This is a genomic window from Fervidicoccus sp. (assembly GCF_049967375.1).
Lineage (GTDB): Archaea > Thermoproteota > Thermoprotei_A > Sulfolobales > Fervidicoccaceae > Fervidicoccus > Fervidicoccus fontis.
This window is the reverse complement of record NZ_JBMFSV010000025.1, coordinates 1-16,493: the sequence shown is the minus strand read 5'-3', so window position 1 is coordinate 16,493 and position 16,493 is coordinate 1. Positions and strand designations below refer to the sequence as shown.

Genomic DNA, 16,493 nt, shown 5'->3' with positions numbered 1-16,493 from the left:
GATTTACTTGAAAGTGAGCTGAAAGCTTCGCAAAAAAAGAAAGGAAGCTATGAAAGTAAAGATTCTTATTCGGCTTCTAGCAGGTATGAGGCAATAGAAAAGTTGCTTTTTAGAATTGTAGAGAATCCCGATAATGCAAATGCTTTATTGGCTCTTTCAAAAATTACAGGGAGCGATTTACCTATAGAAGCGATCAAATATTTTGTTAAGAAAAGGAAAACGTTTTTGGTTGAAAAAATTGCGGCTTCTATATTTAAGAGGTCAGGCGGGCTTCTCAAAGGGAAAAAATATGAAAAAGGGTATATCTATGGAAGGGTTGATATTAGAAAAACGCTGTTTGAGCTTTCAAGAAACCACCCCGAAGAGCTCGTATTTAAGCAGAAAAAGAGAGAGAACGGTGCTATTTTAGTAATAGATAAAAGCGATAGCATGAGAAAGAGGTCAACTTCAGTTATTAAAATAGCTTCTCAATACTATCCCTTTCTTAAATCCTTGATTCTATTTGATACCGAAGTAAAGGTGAAAAAAATAAGCAGATCGAGCTCGAGATGGAACATAATTAAAGATCTTCTTTCGATGAACTTCTCTGGCTATACAAATATAAGTAAGGCATTAAGGCAAGTAATAGAAATTTCAAAACCGAAAGATACCGTCATAATAATAAGTGACATGGAGCAAACAGTAGAAGACGAATTTTATATATCATTAATAGACAAACTAATACGGAAAAAAGTCAGACTGATCATATTCACTTCTGAGGAATATGCTAAGATATTCAAGCAGATTTTTCCAAGTTCTGTGAATGTGAAACTTATTCTATAGCTTTTCAGCTATATCAAGAAAAATAGTTAATGCTTATAAACCGGAATTTAGAAACCAATTATAGCATTCAGATTAAAATCTAGCTTAGAAAGTTTATGCGTACCTCAAAGAGGAATGATTTTGTCATGAGCAAGCCAGAGATAGAGAGCGAGTGGAAAAATTTCCGATATAGAGGGATTAAGTTTGATAAGCTTATAGAAATATCAATGGATGAGCTCGTTTCACTGTTTCCAGCAAGAGAAAGAAGAAGCATAACTAGGGGATTCACACCAGAACAGATCAGATTCCTCCAGAAAATAAGAAGAGGTAAAAAGGAAGGTAAAAAGGTCATAAAAACCCATCTGCGAAATATGATAGTACTTCCAGAAATGATTGGGCTGACAATCGCTGTATACAATGGAAAGGAGTTCATTCCCGTGAGGATCACACCTGAAATGCTTGGTAAAAGGCTAGGAGAATTTGCTCCAACTACAAAGTCAGTAAAGCATGGAGAGCCCGGGCTTAAAGCGACTAGAAGCTCAATGTTTACAGCAATTAAGTAAGGTGATATTTTATGGGTGGATGGAACTATAGCTTAAAACTAGAGGATGAAAGCAAAATAGCAAAGGCTGTTATGAGAGATCTTCCAATCAGTCCTAAGAAGGTCCATAACTTAGCAAGGGCAGTTAACGGCATGATGCTTCAAGATGCGAAAAAATACCTAGAAAGAGTTATTGCAAAGGAGGAGGCAGTCCCTCATTTCATTCACAGAAAGAAAATACCTCATCACAAAGGGTTAAGTGAAAGATGGGGGATACCTATGGGCAAGTATCCAGTAAAGGCAGCAAAGTTTTTGCTGAAAGCATTGAACAATGTTGAAGCAAATGCGGAAAGCAAAGAGTTGGATGCCGAAAAGCTGAAAATAATTCACTTAAGCGTTCAGCAGGGGTATACATTAAAGAGGTATATGCCAAGAGCATTTGGAAGATCAACACCTAAATTTAAGAGATATTCTAACATCGAAGTAATAGTAAAGGAGGTTTAAACGGTGATATTATGGTTAATATAAAAAGGTATTTTATCGAAAAAAACATGTCCGTTGTGAAGGTTGATGAGTACTTAGCTAAGCAGTTCTATAGAGCTGGCTATGCTGGTGTTGATGTATATAGGACTCCGCTAGGCACTAGAGTAGTTATTCGTGCAGAAAGACCAGCATTTATAATAGGAAGGAGAGGTCAGACAATAAAGACTCTTTCCAACGTATTTGAAAATTATTTCGGTCTTGAAAATCCTCAAATTACAGTTATGCCAGTAGAAAATCCCGATCTGAACGCAAGAGTAGTTGCATTCAGGTTGGCTGTCTCTCTTGAAAGAGGTTTCCACTTTAGAAAGCTCGCATTTGCGGCTTTAAGAAGAATTATGGCCGCAGGTGCTGCAGGTGCAGAAATAATAATAAGCGGGAAAATTACAAGCGAAAGAGCAAGGTATGAGAAGTTTAGGGCAGGAAAGATCTACAAGACTGGAGAGCAAGCCACTTATATAGTTGATAAAGCAGTAGCTCATGCACTTCTTAAGCCTGGAATCTATGGTGTAAAAGTCATTATCGTAAAACCGGAGAGAACAAAGGATTCTATAATAATAAAGTCGCCTGAGGAAATTGGGATAAACAAAGAAAGCACTGCAAAAGAAAAGGAACAAAAGGAGGAAATGGGTGAACAGATTAGCACTCAAGCACAAGAATCTAGTTCACAACAGGTATTACAGCCGCAAGAGGAAAGCACAGAAGAAGAAGGAGAAGGTGAAACTCAATGAGCATGAATGCAGATGAAATTAGAAAGCTTACTCCTGAACAAAGAAAGGAAAAGCTCAATGAACTTAGGCTTGAGCTTTCAAAACTTCAAATGCAAGCACATGTTGGGACAGTTGACAATCCTGGAAAGATAAAGGTGCTTAGGAAGACGATAGCCAGAATTTTGACTATAGAAAACGAAGAAAAGAGAAAAAAGGGTAGCGGCAAATGAAAAAATCAAATATAACATTTGGAGACTTGTTTGGTTCAGAGGTTGAAGTTTTAATGTATCCAGATAGGAATGTGATTGGTTTAATTGGTATAGTTGAAAATGAAACTCAAAAAACAATTTCTATTTATAGAAATGAAAAAACTATTACACTTTTTAAAGATTATATTGTTTTTAAAATTAGGTCAAAAAATTCCGAAACAGTAATATATGGGAATGAAATCGTTGGTAGACCTGAAGATAGAACAAAGGAAGTAATAAAGAAAAAAATAGGTTTGAGGTGAGCAACTAATGGGTGTTAAGAAAGAAGTAAAGAACCCAGGTATTCCAGGCGTTTCCATACCGGAAAAAAAGTGTAATGATCCTAATTGCCCTTTTCATGGAACTATAAAGGTAAGAGGTATGCTTATTACTGGAAAAGTAGTCTCAGATAAGATGGATGGAACAGTAGTTGTAGTACACGATTATCTCTATTACGACAAAAAATATAAAAGATACGAAAAAAGAAAGAGTAAGATACACGCACATGTTTCACCTTGCCTAGACGTTAAAATTGGAGACACCGTAATAATAGGAGAGACCAGGCCTATAAGCAAGACTGTCTCCTTTGTAGTTTTAGGGAAGCCAACTGCTCAAGGGTGAGAAATAAATGGCAAAAAGAACTGGTACAGCATTTAGCAGAAGAAAAACCACGTATGGTGTTCAAGTAGGAACCAGAGTAGTTGTTTCCGACAACAGTGGTGCTAGAGAAGCAATGATAATAGGAGTTCCTGGTTATAGGGGAAGGTTGAGGAGGATACCGAAGGCTGGAATTGGAGATAAGGTAATTGTTTCGGTAAAAAAAGGAATACCTGAAATCAGAAAGCAGGTACTTCCTGCTGTTGTGATAAGGCAGAGAAGACCATATAGAAGAAGCGATGGAACTTGGGTAGCATTTGAGGACAATGCTGTAGTAATAATCACCCCTGAGGGGACTCTAAAAGGGAGCGAGATTAGAGGTCCTGTCGCTAAGGAAGCTGCTGAAAGGTGGCCAAGCTTGGCAAATATGGCTTCAATTATAATTTAGGAGGTGTATATAGGATGTCGCTCACAAAAAGCATAAAACCTAAGAAACAGAGGAAGATTTTATTTAATGCTCCACTCCATATCAGAGAGAAACTCGTTACATCACCGCTTTCAAAGGAGCTAAGAAACAAATATGGAATAAAAAGGCTTCCTGTCAGAAGTGGGGATACAGTAAAAATAATGAGAGGAAATAATGCAGGCTTAGAAGGCAAAGTTGTGAAAGTAAACAGAAAAACTGGAAGAGTGCATATTGAAAAAGTTACTAGAGATAGAGCAGACGGAACGCCTGTTTTCATTCCAATTCATGCGAGTAAGGTTATGATTACTAAGCTAGATCTTAGCGATAAAGAGAGAAAGCAAATAATTGAGAGAAAGACTGGTAGAAAAGTAATAGAGGAGAAGGAGGAAGAAAAGAAGGAAACCGAAACAGCTGAAGCAAAAGAAGAAAAAGAAGAGAGTAAAGTTGAGAAATCTGAGGAGGTTGGAAAGTAATGGCTAGAATGGGAGGAAGTAAACATTTAAGAAGTTACTCTGCGCCAGATTTTTGGCCAATTAGTACAAAGGAGCGATTCTGGGCCATAAAACCAAGCCCAGGCCCACATAGCCTTTCATCCTCAATACCGTTAGGAATAGTATTAAGAGATTATCTCAAATATGCTAGAACAAAAAGGGAAGTTATTAGAGCATTATCGATGGGACTTGTAAAGGTTGATGGAAAAGTAAGAAAGGACTATAAGTACCCAGTAGGGGCTATGGACGTAATCGAAATTGTCCCGTCTTCCCTCTTCTTTAGGGCAGTCCCCAACATGGATAAGTTTATCAGCTTTGTAGAGATCCCGAAGGAAGAGGCCTCGATAAAACCATTGAGAATTGAGAACAAGACAACGGTAAATCATGGACATATACAGCTGAATTTGTTCGATGGAAGCAATATATTGATAAAAGTTTCAGATCCAAAGAACCCAACAGAAGTTCCATACAGAACTCTTTCAACTGTTATAGTGAAAATTCCAGAAAGGGAAATAATCGATTATATTCCTTTGGAAGAAGGAGTATATGCAATTATATTCGGTGGAAAGAACACGGGGATTATGGGAAAAGTGAAGGAGATAAGAAAAGGTATGAAAAGATATAGGAGCTTGGTAGTTATTGAAACAGATGACGGCTCTATCGCTCAAACAAGTTTAGACTATGTCCTAGCTATTGGAAGAGAAAAACCCATTATAAAATTGATGTAGGGTGATAAGTTTGAGTACAGTCACAGAGGAAGTCAATAAATTCATAGAAGCTTGGAACGAGAATCCTATGCTAAAGCCGAGAATAACAAAAGTAACGGTAAACGTTTCTTTAGGTCAGGGAGGAGAGAGGCTTGCTAAAATTGCTGAAGTTCTTAAGGAAATAACCAACCAGGAGCCAAAACTTAGAAAAGCAAAGAGAACAATAAGAGATTTCGGCATAAGAAAAGGTGAAAATATCGCAGTAGCGGTGACACTTAGGGGAGAAAAAGCTACAAAATTTTTAAAAAAGGCTCTTGAAGCTGTAGGGAATAAAATTAATAAGGATAGCTTTGATGATAACGGGAATGTTTCATTTGGAATAAAAGAACATATTAGCATTCCAGGAGTTAAGTATGATCCAGAGATAGGAGTTTTTGGAATGGACGTCTGCATAACAATAGAGAGACCTGGATATAGGATAAAAAGAAGGAGGGTTAAAAAAGCGAAAAGGATTCCAAGAAGGCATAGAGTAAAAAAGGAAGAAGCAATAGCTCTTCTTTCAAATGAATTTAATGTAAGAATTGTATGAGGTGTTTATACTTGACAAAATATGTTCAACCGAGGGAAAGAAAATATGGAAAAGCAGTAATTAAATGCCAAAGATGTGGATCTAGGAAGGGGGTTATTAGGAGATATAACCTCTATCTCTGCAGGCAGTGCTTTAGAGAATTGGCCTATGAAATGGGGTTTAAGAAGTATAGTTGAGGTGATCCTCATTGGTAATGTTAGATACGCTGTCAAATGCTTTGAATGAATTGACCAATGCAGACAGAAGAGCTAAAAAAGAGGTAATCATATCACCTGCTTCAAGGCTTATAATTCAAACTATGAGGCTTCTGCAGAGTGAAGGATACATAGGAGAGATCGAATATATAGATGATGGCAGGCAGGGAAAGCTGAAGATACAGCTTCTAGGAAGAATCAATAAAGCTGCTGCAATAAAGCCGAGGTATAGTTTGAAGGTAAGTGAACTAAGCGCTTTGCCGGAATGGCTGAAGAAGAAATTACCCTCTAGAGAGATCGGAATCCTAATAATTTCAACATCGAAAGGGATCATGTCACACCATCAGACAATAAAAGAGAACATTGGAGGTATATTGTTAGGATATGTTTACTAAGAAGAGGTGGAGTCCTTGGTTAAGAGCGTACATGTAGTTGAGGAAGTTGAGATTCCTGAGGGAGTAAAAATTAGTATTGAGGGAATGAAAGTCGTGGTCGAGGGTCCAAAGGGGAAAATCGAGAAAGATTTTTCACATACAAGGAATGTAGCCATATCATTAAGTGATGGAAAGGTGGTTGTTGAAAGTTATTTTGCTAGAAGGGAGCAAAAAGCTTTGGTTGGAACAATAGCAGCCCATATAAGAAACATGATAACAGGGGTGCAGAAAGGATATAGATATAAACTTAAGATCATATCTTCACACTTCCCTATCTCGCTTGAACAGAAAGGAGATGTGATCCTAGTAAAAAATTTCTTAGGGGAAAAATCTCCCAGGAAAGCAAGAATCATGCCTGGGGTTAAAGTGAAGATTGAAAAGGAAGACGTAATTGTTGAAGGATTAGATATTGAAGCTGTTGGTCAGACTGCAGCTAATTTAGAACAGGCTACAAAAGTTAAAGAATACGATAGAAGAGTGTTCATGGATGGTATATATATCTACGAGAAAGGTGAGGCTAAATGAGCAAGGAGATGAAAAAGTTGCTATTGAAATTGAAAAAAAGTAAGCCAGAATTCAAAAGGCATCTGTTCCACATGTTTATAAAATTTAGAAACCAAGACAGCTGGAGAAAGCCAAAAGGAATTGATAACAAAATGAGGCTAAAATATAAAGGTTATCCGAAATCAGTGGAAATAGGATATAAGAATCCTGAAATAGTAAGAGGAGTACATCCTTCTGGCTTGAGGCCAGTTGTCATTGAGAGCAGATCTCAGCTCGAAAATTTAGATCCAAAAATTCATATAGTTTATTTATCTTCAAAGCTTGGATTAAAGAAAAAAATTGAGCTTATGAAATTGGCTAGAGAAAAGGGATTAAGGATTGCGAATGAGGTGAAAGTTATTGAGTGATTATACACTGCAAAAAAGGCTTGCTTCGAAGATTTTGGGCATTGGCGAAAGCAGGGTGAGGATATATATTAAAAGCGATGACGATAGAGAGGATCTGGAAAATGCAATAACTGCTGAAGATATCAAAAAGCTTATAAAAAGAGGGGTAATCACTGAAGAGCCTGAAAAAAGCAATAGCAGAGGAAGGTGGAGAGAGCTAAAGGAGAAGAGAAGCAAAGGGCAGAGGAGGGGACCTGGAAAAAGAAAAGGTGTGGCATCTGCAAGGATCGATCCTAAGAGAAGGTGGATAAGTAGCATTAGGAAGATGAGAAGATATCTGAAATACCTTAGAGACAAAAAAATTATAACAACGCAACAGTACAGGAGATACTACAAGCTGGCGAAAGGTGGAGCATTCTCTTCATTGTCAGTATTGAGAATGCATATAGAAAAGGAAATAGGTCAGAAGAGGTGATTGTGATATGGTAGTAGGAGGACCTAGATACAAAGTAGCTAGGCGGAGGAGAAGAGAGGGAAAAACGAATTATAGAAAAAGGTATACTTATGTTTTCTCTGGAAGGATAAGGTTAGTTGTAAGAAAGACGAATAAGTATATCGAAGCGAAAATAGTTGATTGCGATCCTAAAGGAGATTTAGTGAAAGTATCTGCTCATAGCATAGAACTTATAAAAAAATACGGGTGGAAGGGTTCAGGTAAATCAACACCAGCCGCTTACTTGCTAGGGTATCTCATTGGAAAGAGGGCAATTGAGAAAGGCTTGAAAGATGCTGTATTAGACATCGGATTATATAGAGTGGTAAAGCAGTCAAAGCTTTTTGCGGTCGTAAAGGGTGCAATTGATGCAGGCTTAAAAGTGCCAGTTTCCGAGGAAACGCTTCCTTCGGAAGGAAGAATAAGAGGAGAGCATATAGCAAATTATGCAAAAATGCTTAAAGAAAGCAATCCTGAACGCTATAATAGGCAATTTTCAAAGATTATAAATAGTGGGCTATTGCCCGAAGAATATGTAGCACATTTCGAATCAGTATTAAATGCTATAAAAAATGAAAAGAAGGGGTGAAAACGGATGGCTTTCGAAGCTCAAGGCGTATCTTTAGAAGAATGGGTTCCTAGAACCAAAGTAGGGAAGATGGTAAAGGAGGGAAAAATTACTAGCATTAATGAGCTATTTGAAATGAACCTTCCTATACTAGAACCTGAAATTGTTGATTTTCTTCTTCCAAACCTTCAGCATGAAGTAATTGATGTAGGCATTGTACAAAAGCAGACCGACGCAGGTGAGCTTTCTAGATTTAAAACAGTAGTAGTGATAGGAAACGGAAATGGATTTATTGGAATAGGAACTGGAAAGGCTAAACAGCTAAGATATTCAATCGAAAAGGCAATTACTAATGCAAAACTGAATATCGTTCCAATAAGGAGGGGTTGCGGAAGCTGGGAGTGTATGTGTGGCTCCCCCCACAGCGTTCCATTTATAACAAGAGGAAAAAGTGGTAGCGTAGAGATCGTTCTCTATCCTGCTCCGAAAGGTACAGGATTAGTTGCTGGCGATATTGCTAAGATAGTTTTGAGGTTAGCTGGAATAAAGGACGTATGGTCAAAGAGTTTTGGTGAAACGAGGTCAACATATAACTTTGCAAAGGCAACGTATAATGCTCTGAAGAATACGTATTCATTTGTAACACAAGATGATTGGAAGGCATAAAAGGTGAATTAAAGATGCAGATCCAAGCTGTTAACCAAAATATAGATAATAAAAAGAATAGTCTTATTGTCATTATTCGGATGAAGGGAAGGACAAATATTAGACATGATGCAGAATACACTCTTAGGCTCTTCAGGCTATATAGAAAATATCACGCTTCAATTTATCCATCAAATCTTCCAGGATTAAGCGGAATGCTGAACAAAATAAAGAATTACGCTACATGGGGAGAGATCAGCAGAGAGATGCTAATAGAGCTTTTGAAAAAGAGAGGAAGAATAGTAGGCGGAGAGAAGTTCACGCAGTCAATTCTTTCCGAAAAATTGAATGTTAAAAGCATAGAAGAGTTGGCTGATAAAATTATTAACGGAGAAATAATATTGCATGAACAGGAATTGATAAAGCCTGTATTTAGATTAAGACCTCCAAAGAAGGGATTTAAGAGGAGCACTAGGAAGACTTTTAGTGAAGGAGGAGAGTTAGGTTATAGAGGCAATGAAATCAACGAACTTTTGAAAAAAATGATCTGAGGTGCAGAATATGGTTGTTAGATTTAGGAGAAAAGTTAGGAAGCTTAGAGGAAGAACCAGAACGATGGGTTGGGGAAGAATTGGACAGCATAGAAAAACAGGAAGTAAAGGAGGAAGAGGAGCTGCTGGAATGCTGAAGCATAAAGAAAGCTGGATGAGGAAATACGCTCCTGGATGGATTGGCAAGCATGGATTTACAAGTCCATACGAAAAGAAAGAAAAGGTTTATGAAATAAATCTGTTACAATTAGACGAGCTAGTAGAAGAATTGGCGTCAAAGGGAGTACTAAAGGAAGATTCAGGGAAACCGATTATTGAACTAGATAAGCTGGGGTTTACGAAGCTTCTTGGAACAGGAAGAATTAGTAGGCCTATTAAAGTAGTGGTAAAAGAGGCTAGTGAGAAGGCAATTGAAAAGGTCAAAAGTGTTGGCGGAGAGGTTATAACAGAAGGCTAGAAAATTTTTGGAGAGTGAGCAATTACTTGGGTTTTCTAGATGCTTTAGCAAAATTTTCTTATATTCTTCCAACTGTGAAAAAACCCTCAAGAAAGTTGTCATTGTATAGAAGATTAGGAATTACTGGTTTAGTTTTAGTTCTATATTTAATTATGGCTGACACGCCATTATACGGTGTGCCATATACTTCTCAGTCTCAGATTTCTCTTTTTCAGATTTTGTTTGCTGCGAATACAGGTACATTAATGGAGCTAGGAATCGGACCTATCGTCACAGGCGGTTTGATACTCCAGATATTGGTTGGGGCAAAACTCATAGACTTAGACCTTTCAGATGTTGACGATAGGAGAAAGTTTACTGAGGCTCAAAAAACTCTTTCATTTCTATTTGGTATTTTTGAAGCGCTAGCATATGTGCTTGCTAGCAGGTATTGGCCATACGTAGGTAATCCAATAACCGGTTCTCAGGCTAGCTGGGCAATAAGGATAGGTGTATTATTGCAACTTACTTTTGCTACTTATCTTGTTATGGTTTTCGATGAGATGCTTCAAAAGGGTTGGGGAATCGGAAGTGCAATATCATTGTTTATTCTTGCTGGAGTAGCTAAGACAATGTTTTGGGATCTTTTCGGTTATACTCCACAATATGCACAGCAAATAGGTCTCATACCGTATATTGTTCAGGCTACAGAAGCAAACAATCTTACCAGCATAGTTGTAAGGCAAGGTCTTCCAGATGTAGTAGGATTATTGGCGACTATTATAGCAATTATTGGGTTGGTCTATTTGCAAGGAATGAGAGTGGAAATACCTGTTACCAGCCAAAAATACGGAGGGATAAGGAGCAAAATCCCATTGCAATTCTTGTACGTTACTAATATACCTATACTTCTTGTGGGGATAATAGTATCGGATTTCCAGCTGTTTGCTAACGCTTTTGCGTCGATTTCTGGAACGCAGAATTTAGGATATAGAATTTTATATGAACTATCTTACTATCTTAGCCCTCCAAGAGGCTTATATTCTGCTACTGCTGACTTAACAAAGCTTTTCATTTTCATTATAAGCTGGGTGGTTTTAAGCGTATTATTTGGATATATGTGGGTCGAAATAGCAGGACTAGGGCCTAAGGAGCAAGCAGATAGATTAATAAAGGGAGAGCTTGACATCCCCGGTGTGAGAAGAAACCCAAAATTCTTTGAGAAGATGTTAGCAAAGTACATATATCCGTTGACTGTTCTCAGCAGTTTAATAGTCGCTTTCATAGCAATAGTAGCTGATATATTTGGAGCATACGGCTCAGGAACAGGTATACTCCTGGCAGTTGGAATTATTAATCAATACTATATGATGATAGCGAGAGAGAGGGCATTAGAAGCATATCCGTTATTAAAGAGAATAATGGGAGAGTAATTTTTCTTTTTTCAACATAACTCATGCTTGATTGAGTTGGGAATCAAAGTTAAAACAGGTTAATAACTAAGTAGGTGTTTTAATTGGTTACCAGAAATGCATTCAAAACAATAATTGTAACCGGAGTTCCTGGTGTAGGAAAAACAACAGTATTGAATGAATTAAAATTAGAAGCATCAAAGAAAAGCATTTATATAAAAGTACTGAACTTTGGAGATTACATGTTTTTTGAAGCGCAAAAAAGCAAGCTTGTAAATAACAGAGATGAGCTGAGAAAATTACCACATAGAGTCCAACTTCAACTTCAAGAGGTAGCAGCTCGGAAAATAATCGATGAAGCTAATGTTTCGCTTAAAGCAAATGATGTGCTTATAATAGATACACATGCTGTAGTAAAGACTAAAACTGGTTTTTGGCCTGGTCTGCCGCAACACGTTATAACACAGCTCTATCCAGATTCAATAGTTCTTATTGAAGCAGAACCGAGGGAAATAATTGATAGGCAAGCTAAAGATACAACAAGGGAAAGAAAGGATATTTCAGGAAAAGGAATTCAAGATCTAGTAGAGCTAATGAATATGGCCAGAATTGCTGCTATGAGCAGTGCAACCTTGGTTGGCGCTAGCGTTTTTATTGTTGAAAATCCCCAGGGGAAAGCAAATGAAGCGGCACAAAAAATACTTGAGCTAGCTATGAATCTATGATCAAAATTTTTTAATCTTTTCTGCAAAATTTTCATAAAAGTTAATTTTTAATCGTAGAGGTGGGTTTTTTGCCTCGCCCATCTCAAAGGACAAATAGTAAAGCAAAAGTTAAAATAAGAACTCCAGGAGGAATAAACAAAATCCATTACAAGGAAAGGAAAAGGTCTTTGCATAGATGTATGTACTGTGGAAGACCGCTTGGCGGTACTCCAAATGGTAGCTATGTAGAGATTAAAAGATTAAGCAAAACTAAGAAAAGACCTAATAGAATTTTCGGCGGTATGGTCTGTCCCGAATGCTTGGCAAAAATAATTAAAAATGAAGCAAGAAAGTTAGTCGCAACCAGTTGAGGCCTTAAATATATTTTTTAATAAGCTGTCTTTTATTAATTTTTAAAAGGTTGATGCAATTGCCTAACAACGTCATTGTTATAGGTGGTCCAGCTGGAAGCGGAAAGACTACTTATTCAACTTATATAGCTAAAAAGCTGGGTTTTTCCTATGTTAGTTCTGGAATGATATTTAGAAGTATTGCTAAAGAAAGGGGCTTGAGCATTTCTGAGCTTAATGAACTCGCTGAAAAGGATAGTAGCATTGATTATTATATTGACAGAAGGACTTTGGAAGAAGCGATGAAGGGCAATGTGGTTTTAGAGGGTCATTTAGCTCCCTGGATTGTTTCAAATATAGCTGACTTGAAAATTTACTTCAATGCTTCTTTGAAAACTAGGGTTATGAGAATAGCTGAGAGGGAGAAGAGGAATTGGAAGGACGTTTTGATTGAAACTGCAAAGAGAGAGTACAGCCAGGCAATGAGGTTTAAAAAAATGTATGGCATAGATGTGCTAGATCTAAGTATTTTCGACTTCATTGTAAGCACAGAAAAACTGACAATAGAACAGGTAAAATTTATTGTCGATCAAATTATTGAATATGCAATAGAGAATAAAAAAATACAGCCTGCAAGCATTTAAAATAAAAATATTAAACTGTTTTTTAAATTAATTTGTTTGAAAATATATTTATTAGATTTTGTAGGCTTTAAGAACATAATACAAAAATTTTTTACAAAGAGGTGTGTAGGGTGCCTGCTATAGAAATTGGTAGGGTTTGTGTAAAGACGTATGGTAGAGAAGCTGGTAGAAAATGTGTAATAATAGATATAGTTGACGAAAATTTTGTTCTGGTAACTGGTCCAAAGAACATAAGTGGAGTTAGGAGAAGAAAAGTCAACATTAATCATATAGAAGTTTTAGATGCCAAGGTTCCGATAAACAAAGGTGCAAGCGATGAAGAAGTAGAGAAGGCAATAAATGCTGCTGGACTTACTCAGTTCATGAGAGAGAGGATTAAAATTTCTAAACTTCCTGCGGTTATCTGACATCTTAACATAAAGATTTCTTTGTTTCAAGAAAATTTTTTAGGAAAATTTCTGCTTTTTAATTTAATAAAACATTAAATTAGCTGATTTTTTAAATTTTATAAAGGTGTAAGATTTGAAGACGGCAGATGTAATAAATGAAATTGAAAATAGGATCTCGGAATTCTGTGGAAAGAGCGAGTGGTGGAACATCTTAGCAGAGGAAATTGTTGAGATTGAGGGAAAAGCCTCTAATCCCTTTGAGAGGGACATTAATTCTTTAATTGAAAGAGGAATTATAGTTATTGACAAACCACCCGGTCCAACTAGCCATGAGGTTGTTGCATGGGTAAAAAGAATGCTTGGAGTAAAAAAGGTAGGGCACGGGGGTACTCTAGAGGGGCTCCTCGATGGAGATCCCGGGGAAACCCCAAAGTCACAGGTGTCCTGCCTGTTGGATTAGAAAAGTCAGCAAAAGTAATGCCATATGTGGTTCATTCTGTTAAAGAGTATGTATGCGTTATGGAGCTTCATGATGAAGTTAATAATGAGGAGCTAAAAAGAGTAATTGAAATGTTTAAGGGAAGAATTTATCAGAGACCCCCGGTGAGGTCAAACGTTAAAAGAAGGATAAGAATTAGAAAGATTCATGATATAGAATTATTAGAAAGAAAAGGCAATCATGTGCTGATGAGAATTAAATGCGATGCGGGTACATATATGAGAAAGCTTTGCCATGATATTGGGTTGCTTTTAGGAGTTGGAGCACATATGAGAGAGCTCAGAAGAACCGTAAGTGGACCTTTTACGGAAGATCACGCAGTAAGAATGCAGGAGTTGAGTGAGGCTATTTATTTGTGGAAAAACTACGGTAATGACAGCGCTTTGAGGAAAATGATTTTACCAGTAGAATTAAGCACATGTATATTGCCAAAAATATTAGTTAAGGACAGCGCAATTTCTTCCCTTTTGTATGGAGCGCCCCTCGCTAAAGGAGGTGTTGCAGCTTATAGCGAGGATCTGCAGACAAACAAAATTGCAGCAGTATTTACCTCAAAAATTGAGCTGATCGGTATATATGAAATTTTAAACAATCCAAAAAAGAACAAAAACGGAAAAGTAGTTGGAAGACCTCTCGCAGTAATTATGGAAAGAAACTCATATCCTAAGAACTGGGGTAAAAAAATTTGAGTCCTCATTATTTTTCAAAAAAGCAAAAATACACCTACATAGATTATATGATTACATATACATTGAATAATATTCAGCTAAAACTTTATTCTTCGCCTTCTGTCTTTTCAAGTGATGAAATAGATCCAGGAACTGACCTTCTGCTTAAAAATTTGATTATTCCTGAAAAAGGAAATGTGCTGGATTTAGGCACAGGCATAGGAATTATCGGTATATACTTAGCAAAAGCCAACCCAAAACTCCACGTATATATGAGCGATGTCAATCCCATCGCAATTAAGCTTTCAAAGAAAAACATAAAGGAAAATAACGTAGAGAAAAATACTGTAGTTGTTGAATGTAACTTATACGAAAAGTTTAAGGAGAATTTCTTTGTTGCTATTTACACAAACCCACCTATCTCTGCCGGCTGGGAAACAATTGAGAAAATAATTACAGATGGGATTAAATATTTACAGGAGAAAGGGGTTCTCCAGATGGTTCTTTCTGTTGGGCACGAAAGAGCATTAGAAGTTGGAAAGAAAATTTACAAATCCGTTGAGATTATAGAAAAAAAGAAAGGATATGCAATAATCATTTTTAAAAAGTGAATAAAATTTTTATAAGGAGATATTAGAAGCTTCTATTACCTAAAACAGAGCTAAGTTTTTCCTTGTAAACATCTATAGAAGAGGTTTCATCCGGATCTATGTCATAAATTGATGCTAATTTTAAGCTTACCAATCCAGACAATTTAAATCCTCTCACGATTTCATTTAAAACACCATCACTTCCTAAGTCTACCTCAGTTATTTTTAAATTTAAAGCCTCTTTAAAAGACTCGTAGAATATGTTATTGAAAAGCATTTTTCCTCCTATGCTTAAAATTTTTATTCTATCTTTGTAGAACATCAGAAGCCTATTAATGCCTTCAATAGAATTATGCAAGAACTCCGGGATCTCTTCGACAAAGGAGATTGATTTTGAATTTTCAGCGAAATCGTTTTTGAACCTAATAGCTACGGATAAGTATGGTTTAGAAGATATAAATATAACGATTTTGTCCTTTGCTTCGTTAGCAATATTTTTAGCGTAATTTTCAAGGTCTTCCTTTAATACTTCTATCGAAGAATGAAGTTTTTCGTTATTAATTGCTCTTAGAACGTTATTTTTCACTAATAACCCAAGGATGCTATAGAAGATCTCAGGAAAATCGCCCCTTGGAAGGAGTTTGGGAGTTAGTTTTATCATACAGCTTTTGTTTTCTATTGCAAATTTCTCAAGTAGGCCTCCGCTTGTGATAACAAGAGTTTTAGCGTTTTCTTCTAATAATTGCTTGTAGGCAGAAAGAGTTTCAATTGTATTGCCTGAATAAGATATCACAATAAATAATGACCTTTCATCTGGTTTGAATGGTATAACATTCGATTTTACTGTAGTAACTTTAGCATTCATACCGTAAAAATGTGAAATATCTTCTAAAGTATTCCCTACTATTCCCGAGCCTCCCATTCCAACAATCACTATTTCCCTAGGCGAAAAATCTATGCATTCTTCGTTAAGTCCTTTTTCAAGCCCGATTTTTGCAAGTTCGTACCATTTTTCAAAAATTTTGTTCAATTTATTCATTATAGATTCCCTTGCTTATTCGTATCGCATTTTATAATTATAAATCGCTTTTTTAAATATCTTTTTATTTCGAAACATCTCCAAAAGATCAATTATGTTTAAACGCGCGATTTTGCTTAAATACTTAATATTACCAGAAATAACAAATTGTATTAAAATAATTTTTAAGATGGTAAAGCTATCATGTCAAAGGACAAGTATATAGGCATTCTACTTATCGCGGTTTCCGCAATAGTAATAGTTCTCTACGGGTACATACTATTTTTAACGAGCTACTCAGGAATACTTATTGAGCTG

The 16,493-nt window shown here is 36.5% G+C and carries 29 protein-coding genes; 28 read left to right on the top strand and 1 reads right to left on the bottom strand.

Features of this window, described 5'->3' with window-relative positions; all coding sequences use genetic code 11:
• The 28 genes from ACP5SL_RS05260 to ACP5SL_RS05125 form a co-directional block, all read left to right on the top strand.
• A partial coding sequence (locus tag ACP5SL_RS05260; RefSeq protein ID WP_428228288.1) for a vWA domain-containing protein occupies positions 1-822 on the top strand: 822 nt, incomplete at its 5' end.
• A 125-nt stretch (positions 823-947) separates the two neighbouring features.
• Entirely contained in the window at positions 948-1,364 is a 417-nt protein-coding gene (locus ACP5SL_RS05255) for a 30S ribosomal protein S19 (RefSeq protein ID WP_014557655.1), read from the top strand.
• 11 nt (positions 1,365-1,375) lie between these two features.
• The gene (locus ACP5SL_RS05250) at positions 1,376-1,846 is read left to right on the top strand and encodes a 50S ribosomal protein L22 (protein WP_193803572.1); all 471 of its coding nucleotides are present in this window, start codon (positions 1,376-1,378) and stop codon (positions 1,844-1,846) included.
• An 11-nt stretch (positions 1,847-1,857) separates the two neighbouring features.
• Positions 1,858-2,613 (top strand): 30S ribosomal protein S3, encoded by a 756-nt coding sequence (locus ACP5SL_RS05245; RefSeq protein WP_014557653.1) that lies wholly within the window; start codon positions 1,858-1,860, stop codon positions 2,611-2,613.
• On the top strand, positions 2,610-2,822 hold the full coding sequence (gene rpmC, locus ACP5SL_RS05240) for a 50S ribosomal protein L29 (RefSeq protein WP_428228287.1): 213 nt from the start codon (positions 2,610-2,612) through the stop codon (positions 2,820-2,822). The genes ACP5SL_RS05245 and rpmC overlap by 4 nt, the downstream gene beginning before the upstream one ends.
• Entirely contained in the window at positions 2,819-3,103 is a 285-nt protein-coding gene (locus ACP5SL_RS05235; RefSeq protein WP_014557651.1) for a ribonuclease P protein component 1, read from the top strand. The genes rpmC and ACP5SL_RS05235 overlap by 4 nt, the downstream gene beginning before the upstream one ends.
• Before the next feature lie 7 nt (positions 3,104-3,110).
• Complete coding sequence (locus ACP5SL_RS05230; protein WP_014557650.1) at positions 3,111-3,461, top strand: 30S ribosomal protein S17; 351 nt, start codon at positions 3,111-3,113, stop codon at positions 3,459-3,461.
• A 7-nt stretch (positions 3,462-3,468) separates the two neighbouring features.
• Positions 3,469-3,885, top strand: coding sequence for a 50S ribosomal protein L14 (locus ACP5SL_RS05225; RefSeq protein ID WP_014557649.1), 417 nt, complete (start codon positions 3,469-3,471; stop codon positions 3,883-3,885).
• 14 nt (positions 3,886-3,899) lie between these two features.
• Positions 3,900-4,376 carry a 50S ribosomal protein L24 gene (rplX, locus tag ACP5SL_RS05220; protein WP_014557648.1) on the top strand — a complete coding sequence of 159 codons (477 nt, stop codon included), beginning with the start codon at positions 3,900-3,902 and terminating at the stop codon, positions 4,374-4,376.
• Positions 4,376-5,122 (top strand): 30S ribosomal protein S4e, encoded by a 747-nt coding sequence (locus tag ACP5SL_RS05215; RefSeq protein ID WP_014557647.1) that lies wholly within the window; start codon positions 4,376-4,378, stop codon positions 5,120-5,122. Before rplX ends, ACP5SL_RS05215 begins: the two co-directional genes overlap by 1 nt.
• A 10-nt stretch (positions 5,123-5,132) precedes the next feature.
• Complete coding sequence (locus ACP5SL_RS05210; protein ID WP_148683552.1) at positions 5,133-5,690, top strand: 50S ribosomal protein L5; 558 nt, start codon at positions 5,133-5,135, stop codon at positions 5,688-5,690.
• A gap of 11 nt (positions 5,691-5,701) precedes the next feature.
• A complete protein-coding gene (locus tag ACP5SL_RS05205; RefSeq protein ID WP_014557645.1) occupies positions 5,702-5,866 on the top strand; it encodes a 30S ribosomal protein S14 in 165 nt (54 codons plus the stop codon).
• An 11-nt stretch (positions 5,867-5,877) separates the two neighbouring features.
• On the top strand, positions 5,878-6,279 hold the full coding sequence (locus ACP5SL_RS05200; RefSeq protein ID WP_148683551.1) for a 30S ribosomal protein S8: 402 nt from the start codon (positions 5,878-5,880) through the stop codon (positions 6,277-6,279).
• A 15-nt stretch (positions 6,280-6,294) separates the two neighbouring features.
• Complete coding sequence (locus ACP5SL_RS05195) at positions 6,295-6,843, top strand: 50S ribosomal protein L6 (protein ID WP_148683550.1); 549 nt, start codon at positions 6,295-6,297, stop codon at positions 6,841-6,843.
• Positions 6,840-7,229 (top strand): 50S ribosomal protein L32e, encoded by a 390-nt coding sequence (locus ACP5SL_RS05190; RefSeq protein ID WP_193803570.1) that lies wholly within the window; start codon positions 6,840-6,842, stop codon positions 7,227-7,229. Before ACP5SL_RS05195 ends, ACP5SL_RS05190 begins: the two co-directional genes overlap by 4 nt.
• Positions 7,222-7,683, top strand: coding sequence for a 50S ribosomal protein L19e (locus ACP5SL_RS05185; RefSeq protein ID WP_014557641.1), 462 nt, complete (start codon positions 7,222-7,224; stop codon positions 7,681-7,683). The genes ACP5SL_RS05190 and ACP5SL_RS05185 overlap by 8 nt, the downstream gene beginning before the upstream one ends.
• Before the next feature lie 7 nt (positions 7,684-7,690).
• A complete protein-coding gene (locus ACP5SL_RS05180) occupies positions 7,691-8,290 on the top strand; it encodes a 50S ribosomal protein L18 (protein ID WP_428228286.1) in 600 nt (199 codons plus the stop codon).
• Between the two features lie 6 nt (positions 8,291-8,296).
• Positions 8,297-8,935, top strand: coding sequence for a 30S ribosomal protein S5 (locus ACP5SL_RS05175; RefSeq protein ID WP_014557639.1), 639 nt, complete (start codon positions 8,297-8,299; stop codon positions 8,933-8,935).
• Between the two features lie 14 nt (positions 8,936-8,949).
• Positions 8,950-9,465 (top strand): 50S ribosomal protein L30, encoded by a 516-nt coding sequence (locus ACP5SL_RS05170; RefSeq protein ID WP_428228285.1) that lies wholly within the window; start codon positions 8,950-8,952, stop codon positions 9,463-9,465.
• 10 nt (positions 9,466-9,475) lie between these two features.
• The gene (locus ACP5SL_RS05165; RefSeq protein WP_014557637.1) at positions 9,476-9,922 is read left to right on the top strand and encodes an uL15 family ribosomal protein; all 447 of its coding nucleotides are present in this window, start codon (positions 9,476-9,478) and stop codon (positions 9,920-9,922) included.
• Positions 9,923-9,948: 26 nt separating this feature from the next.
• Positions 9,949-11,334, top strand: a complete 1,386-nt coding sequence (gene secY, locus ACP5SL_RS05160; RefSeq protein ID WP_148683548.1) for a preprotein translocase subunit SecY — start codon at positions 9,949-9,951, stop codon at positions 11,332-11,334.
• Positions 11,335-11,417: 83 nt separating this feature from the next.
• Positions 11,418-12,038 (top strand): adenylate kinase, encoded by a 621-nt coding sequence (locus ACP5SL_RS05155; RefSeq protein WP_014557635.1) that lies wholly within the window; start codon positions 11,418-11,420, stop codon positions 12,036-12,038.
• Positions 12,039-12,106: 68 nt separating this feature from the next.
• On the top strand, positions 12,107-12,388 hold the full coding sequence (locus ACP5SL_RS05150) for a 50S ribosomal protein L34e (RefSeq protein ID WP_193803567.1): 282 nt from the start codon (positions 12,107-12,109) through the stop codon (positions 12,386-12,388).
• Positions 12,389-12,441: 53 nt separating this feature from the next.
• Entirely contained in the window at positions 12,442-13,011 is a 570-nt protein-coding gene (gene cmk, locus ACP5SL_RS05145; RefSeq protein WP_014557633.1) for a (d)CMP kinase, read from the top strand.
• 110 nt (positions 13,012-13,121) lie between these two features.
• A complete protein-coding gene (locus ACP5SL_RS05140) occupies positions 13,122-13,418 on the top strand; it encodes a 50S ribosomal protein L14e (RefSeq protein ID WP_014557632.1) in 297 nt (98 codons plus the stop codon).
• 115 nt (positions 13,419-13,533) lie between these two features.
• Complete coding sequence (locus tag ACP5SL_RS05135) at positions 13,534-13,860, top strand: H/ACA RNA-protein complex component Cbf5p (protein ID WP_014557631.1); 327 nt, start codon at positions 13,534-13,536, stop codon at positions 13,858-13,860.
• A 17-nt stretch (positions 13,861-13,877) separates the two neighbouring features.
• Positions 13,878-14,588: an RNA-guided pseudouridylation complex pseudouridine synthase subunit Cbf5 gene (locus ACP5SL_RS05130; RefSeq protein WP_014557630.1), complete on the top strand. Its 711-nt coding sequence runs from the start codon at positions 13,878-13,880 to the stop codon at positions 14,586-14,588.
• Positions 14,585-15,178, top strand: coding sequence for a class I SAM-dependent methyltransferase (locus tag ACP5SL_RS05125; RefSeq protein WP_014557629.1), 594 nt, complete (start codon positions 14,585-14,587; stop codon positions 15,176-15,178). The genes ACP5SL_RS05130 and ACP5SL_RS05125 overlap by 4 nt, the downstream gene beginning before the upstream one ends.
• Before the next feature lie 22 nt (positions 15,179-15,200).
• Here ACP5SL_RS05125 and ACP5SL_RS05120 read toward each other — a convergent pair whose 3' ends face one another.
• The gene (locus ACP5SL_RS05120) at positions 15,201-16,196 is read right to left on the bottom strand and encodes an SIS domain-containing protein (protein WP_014557628.1); all 996 of its coding nucleotides are present in this window, start codon (positions 16,194-16,196) and stop codon (positions 15,201-15,203) included.
• Positions 16,197-16,493: the final 297 nt, after the last annotated feature.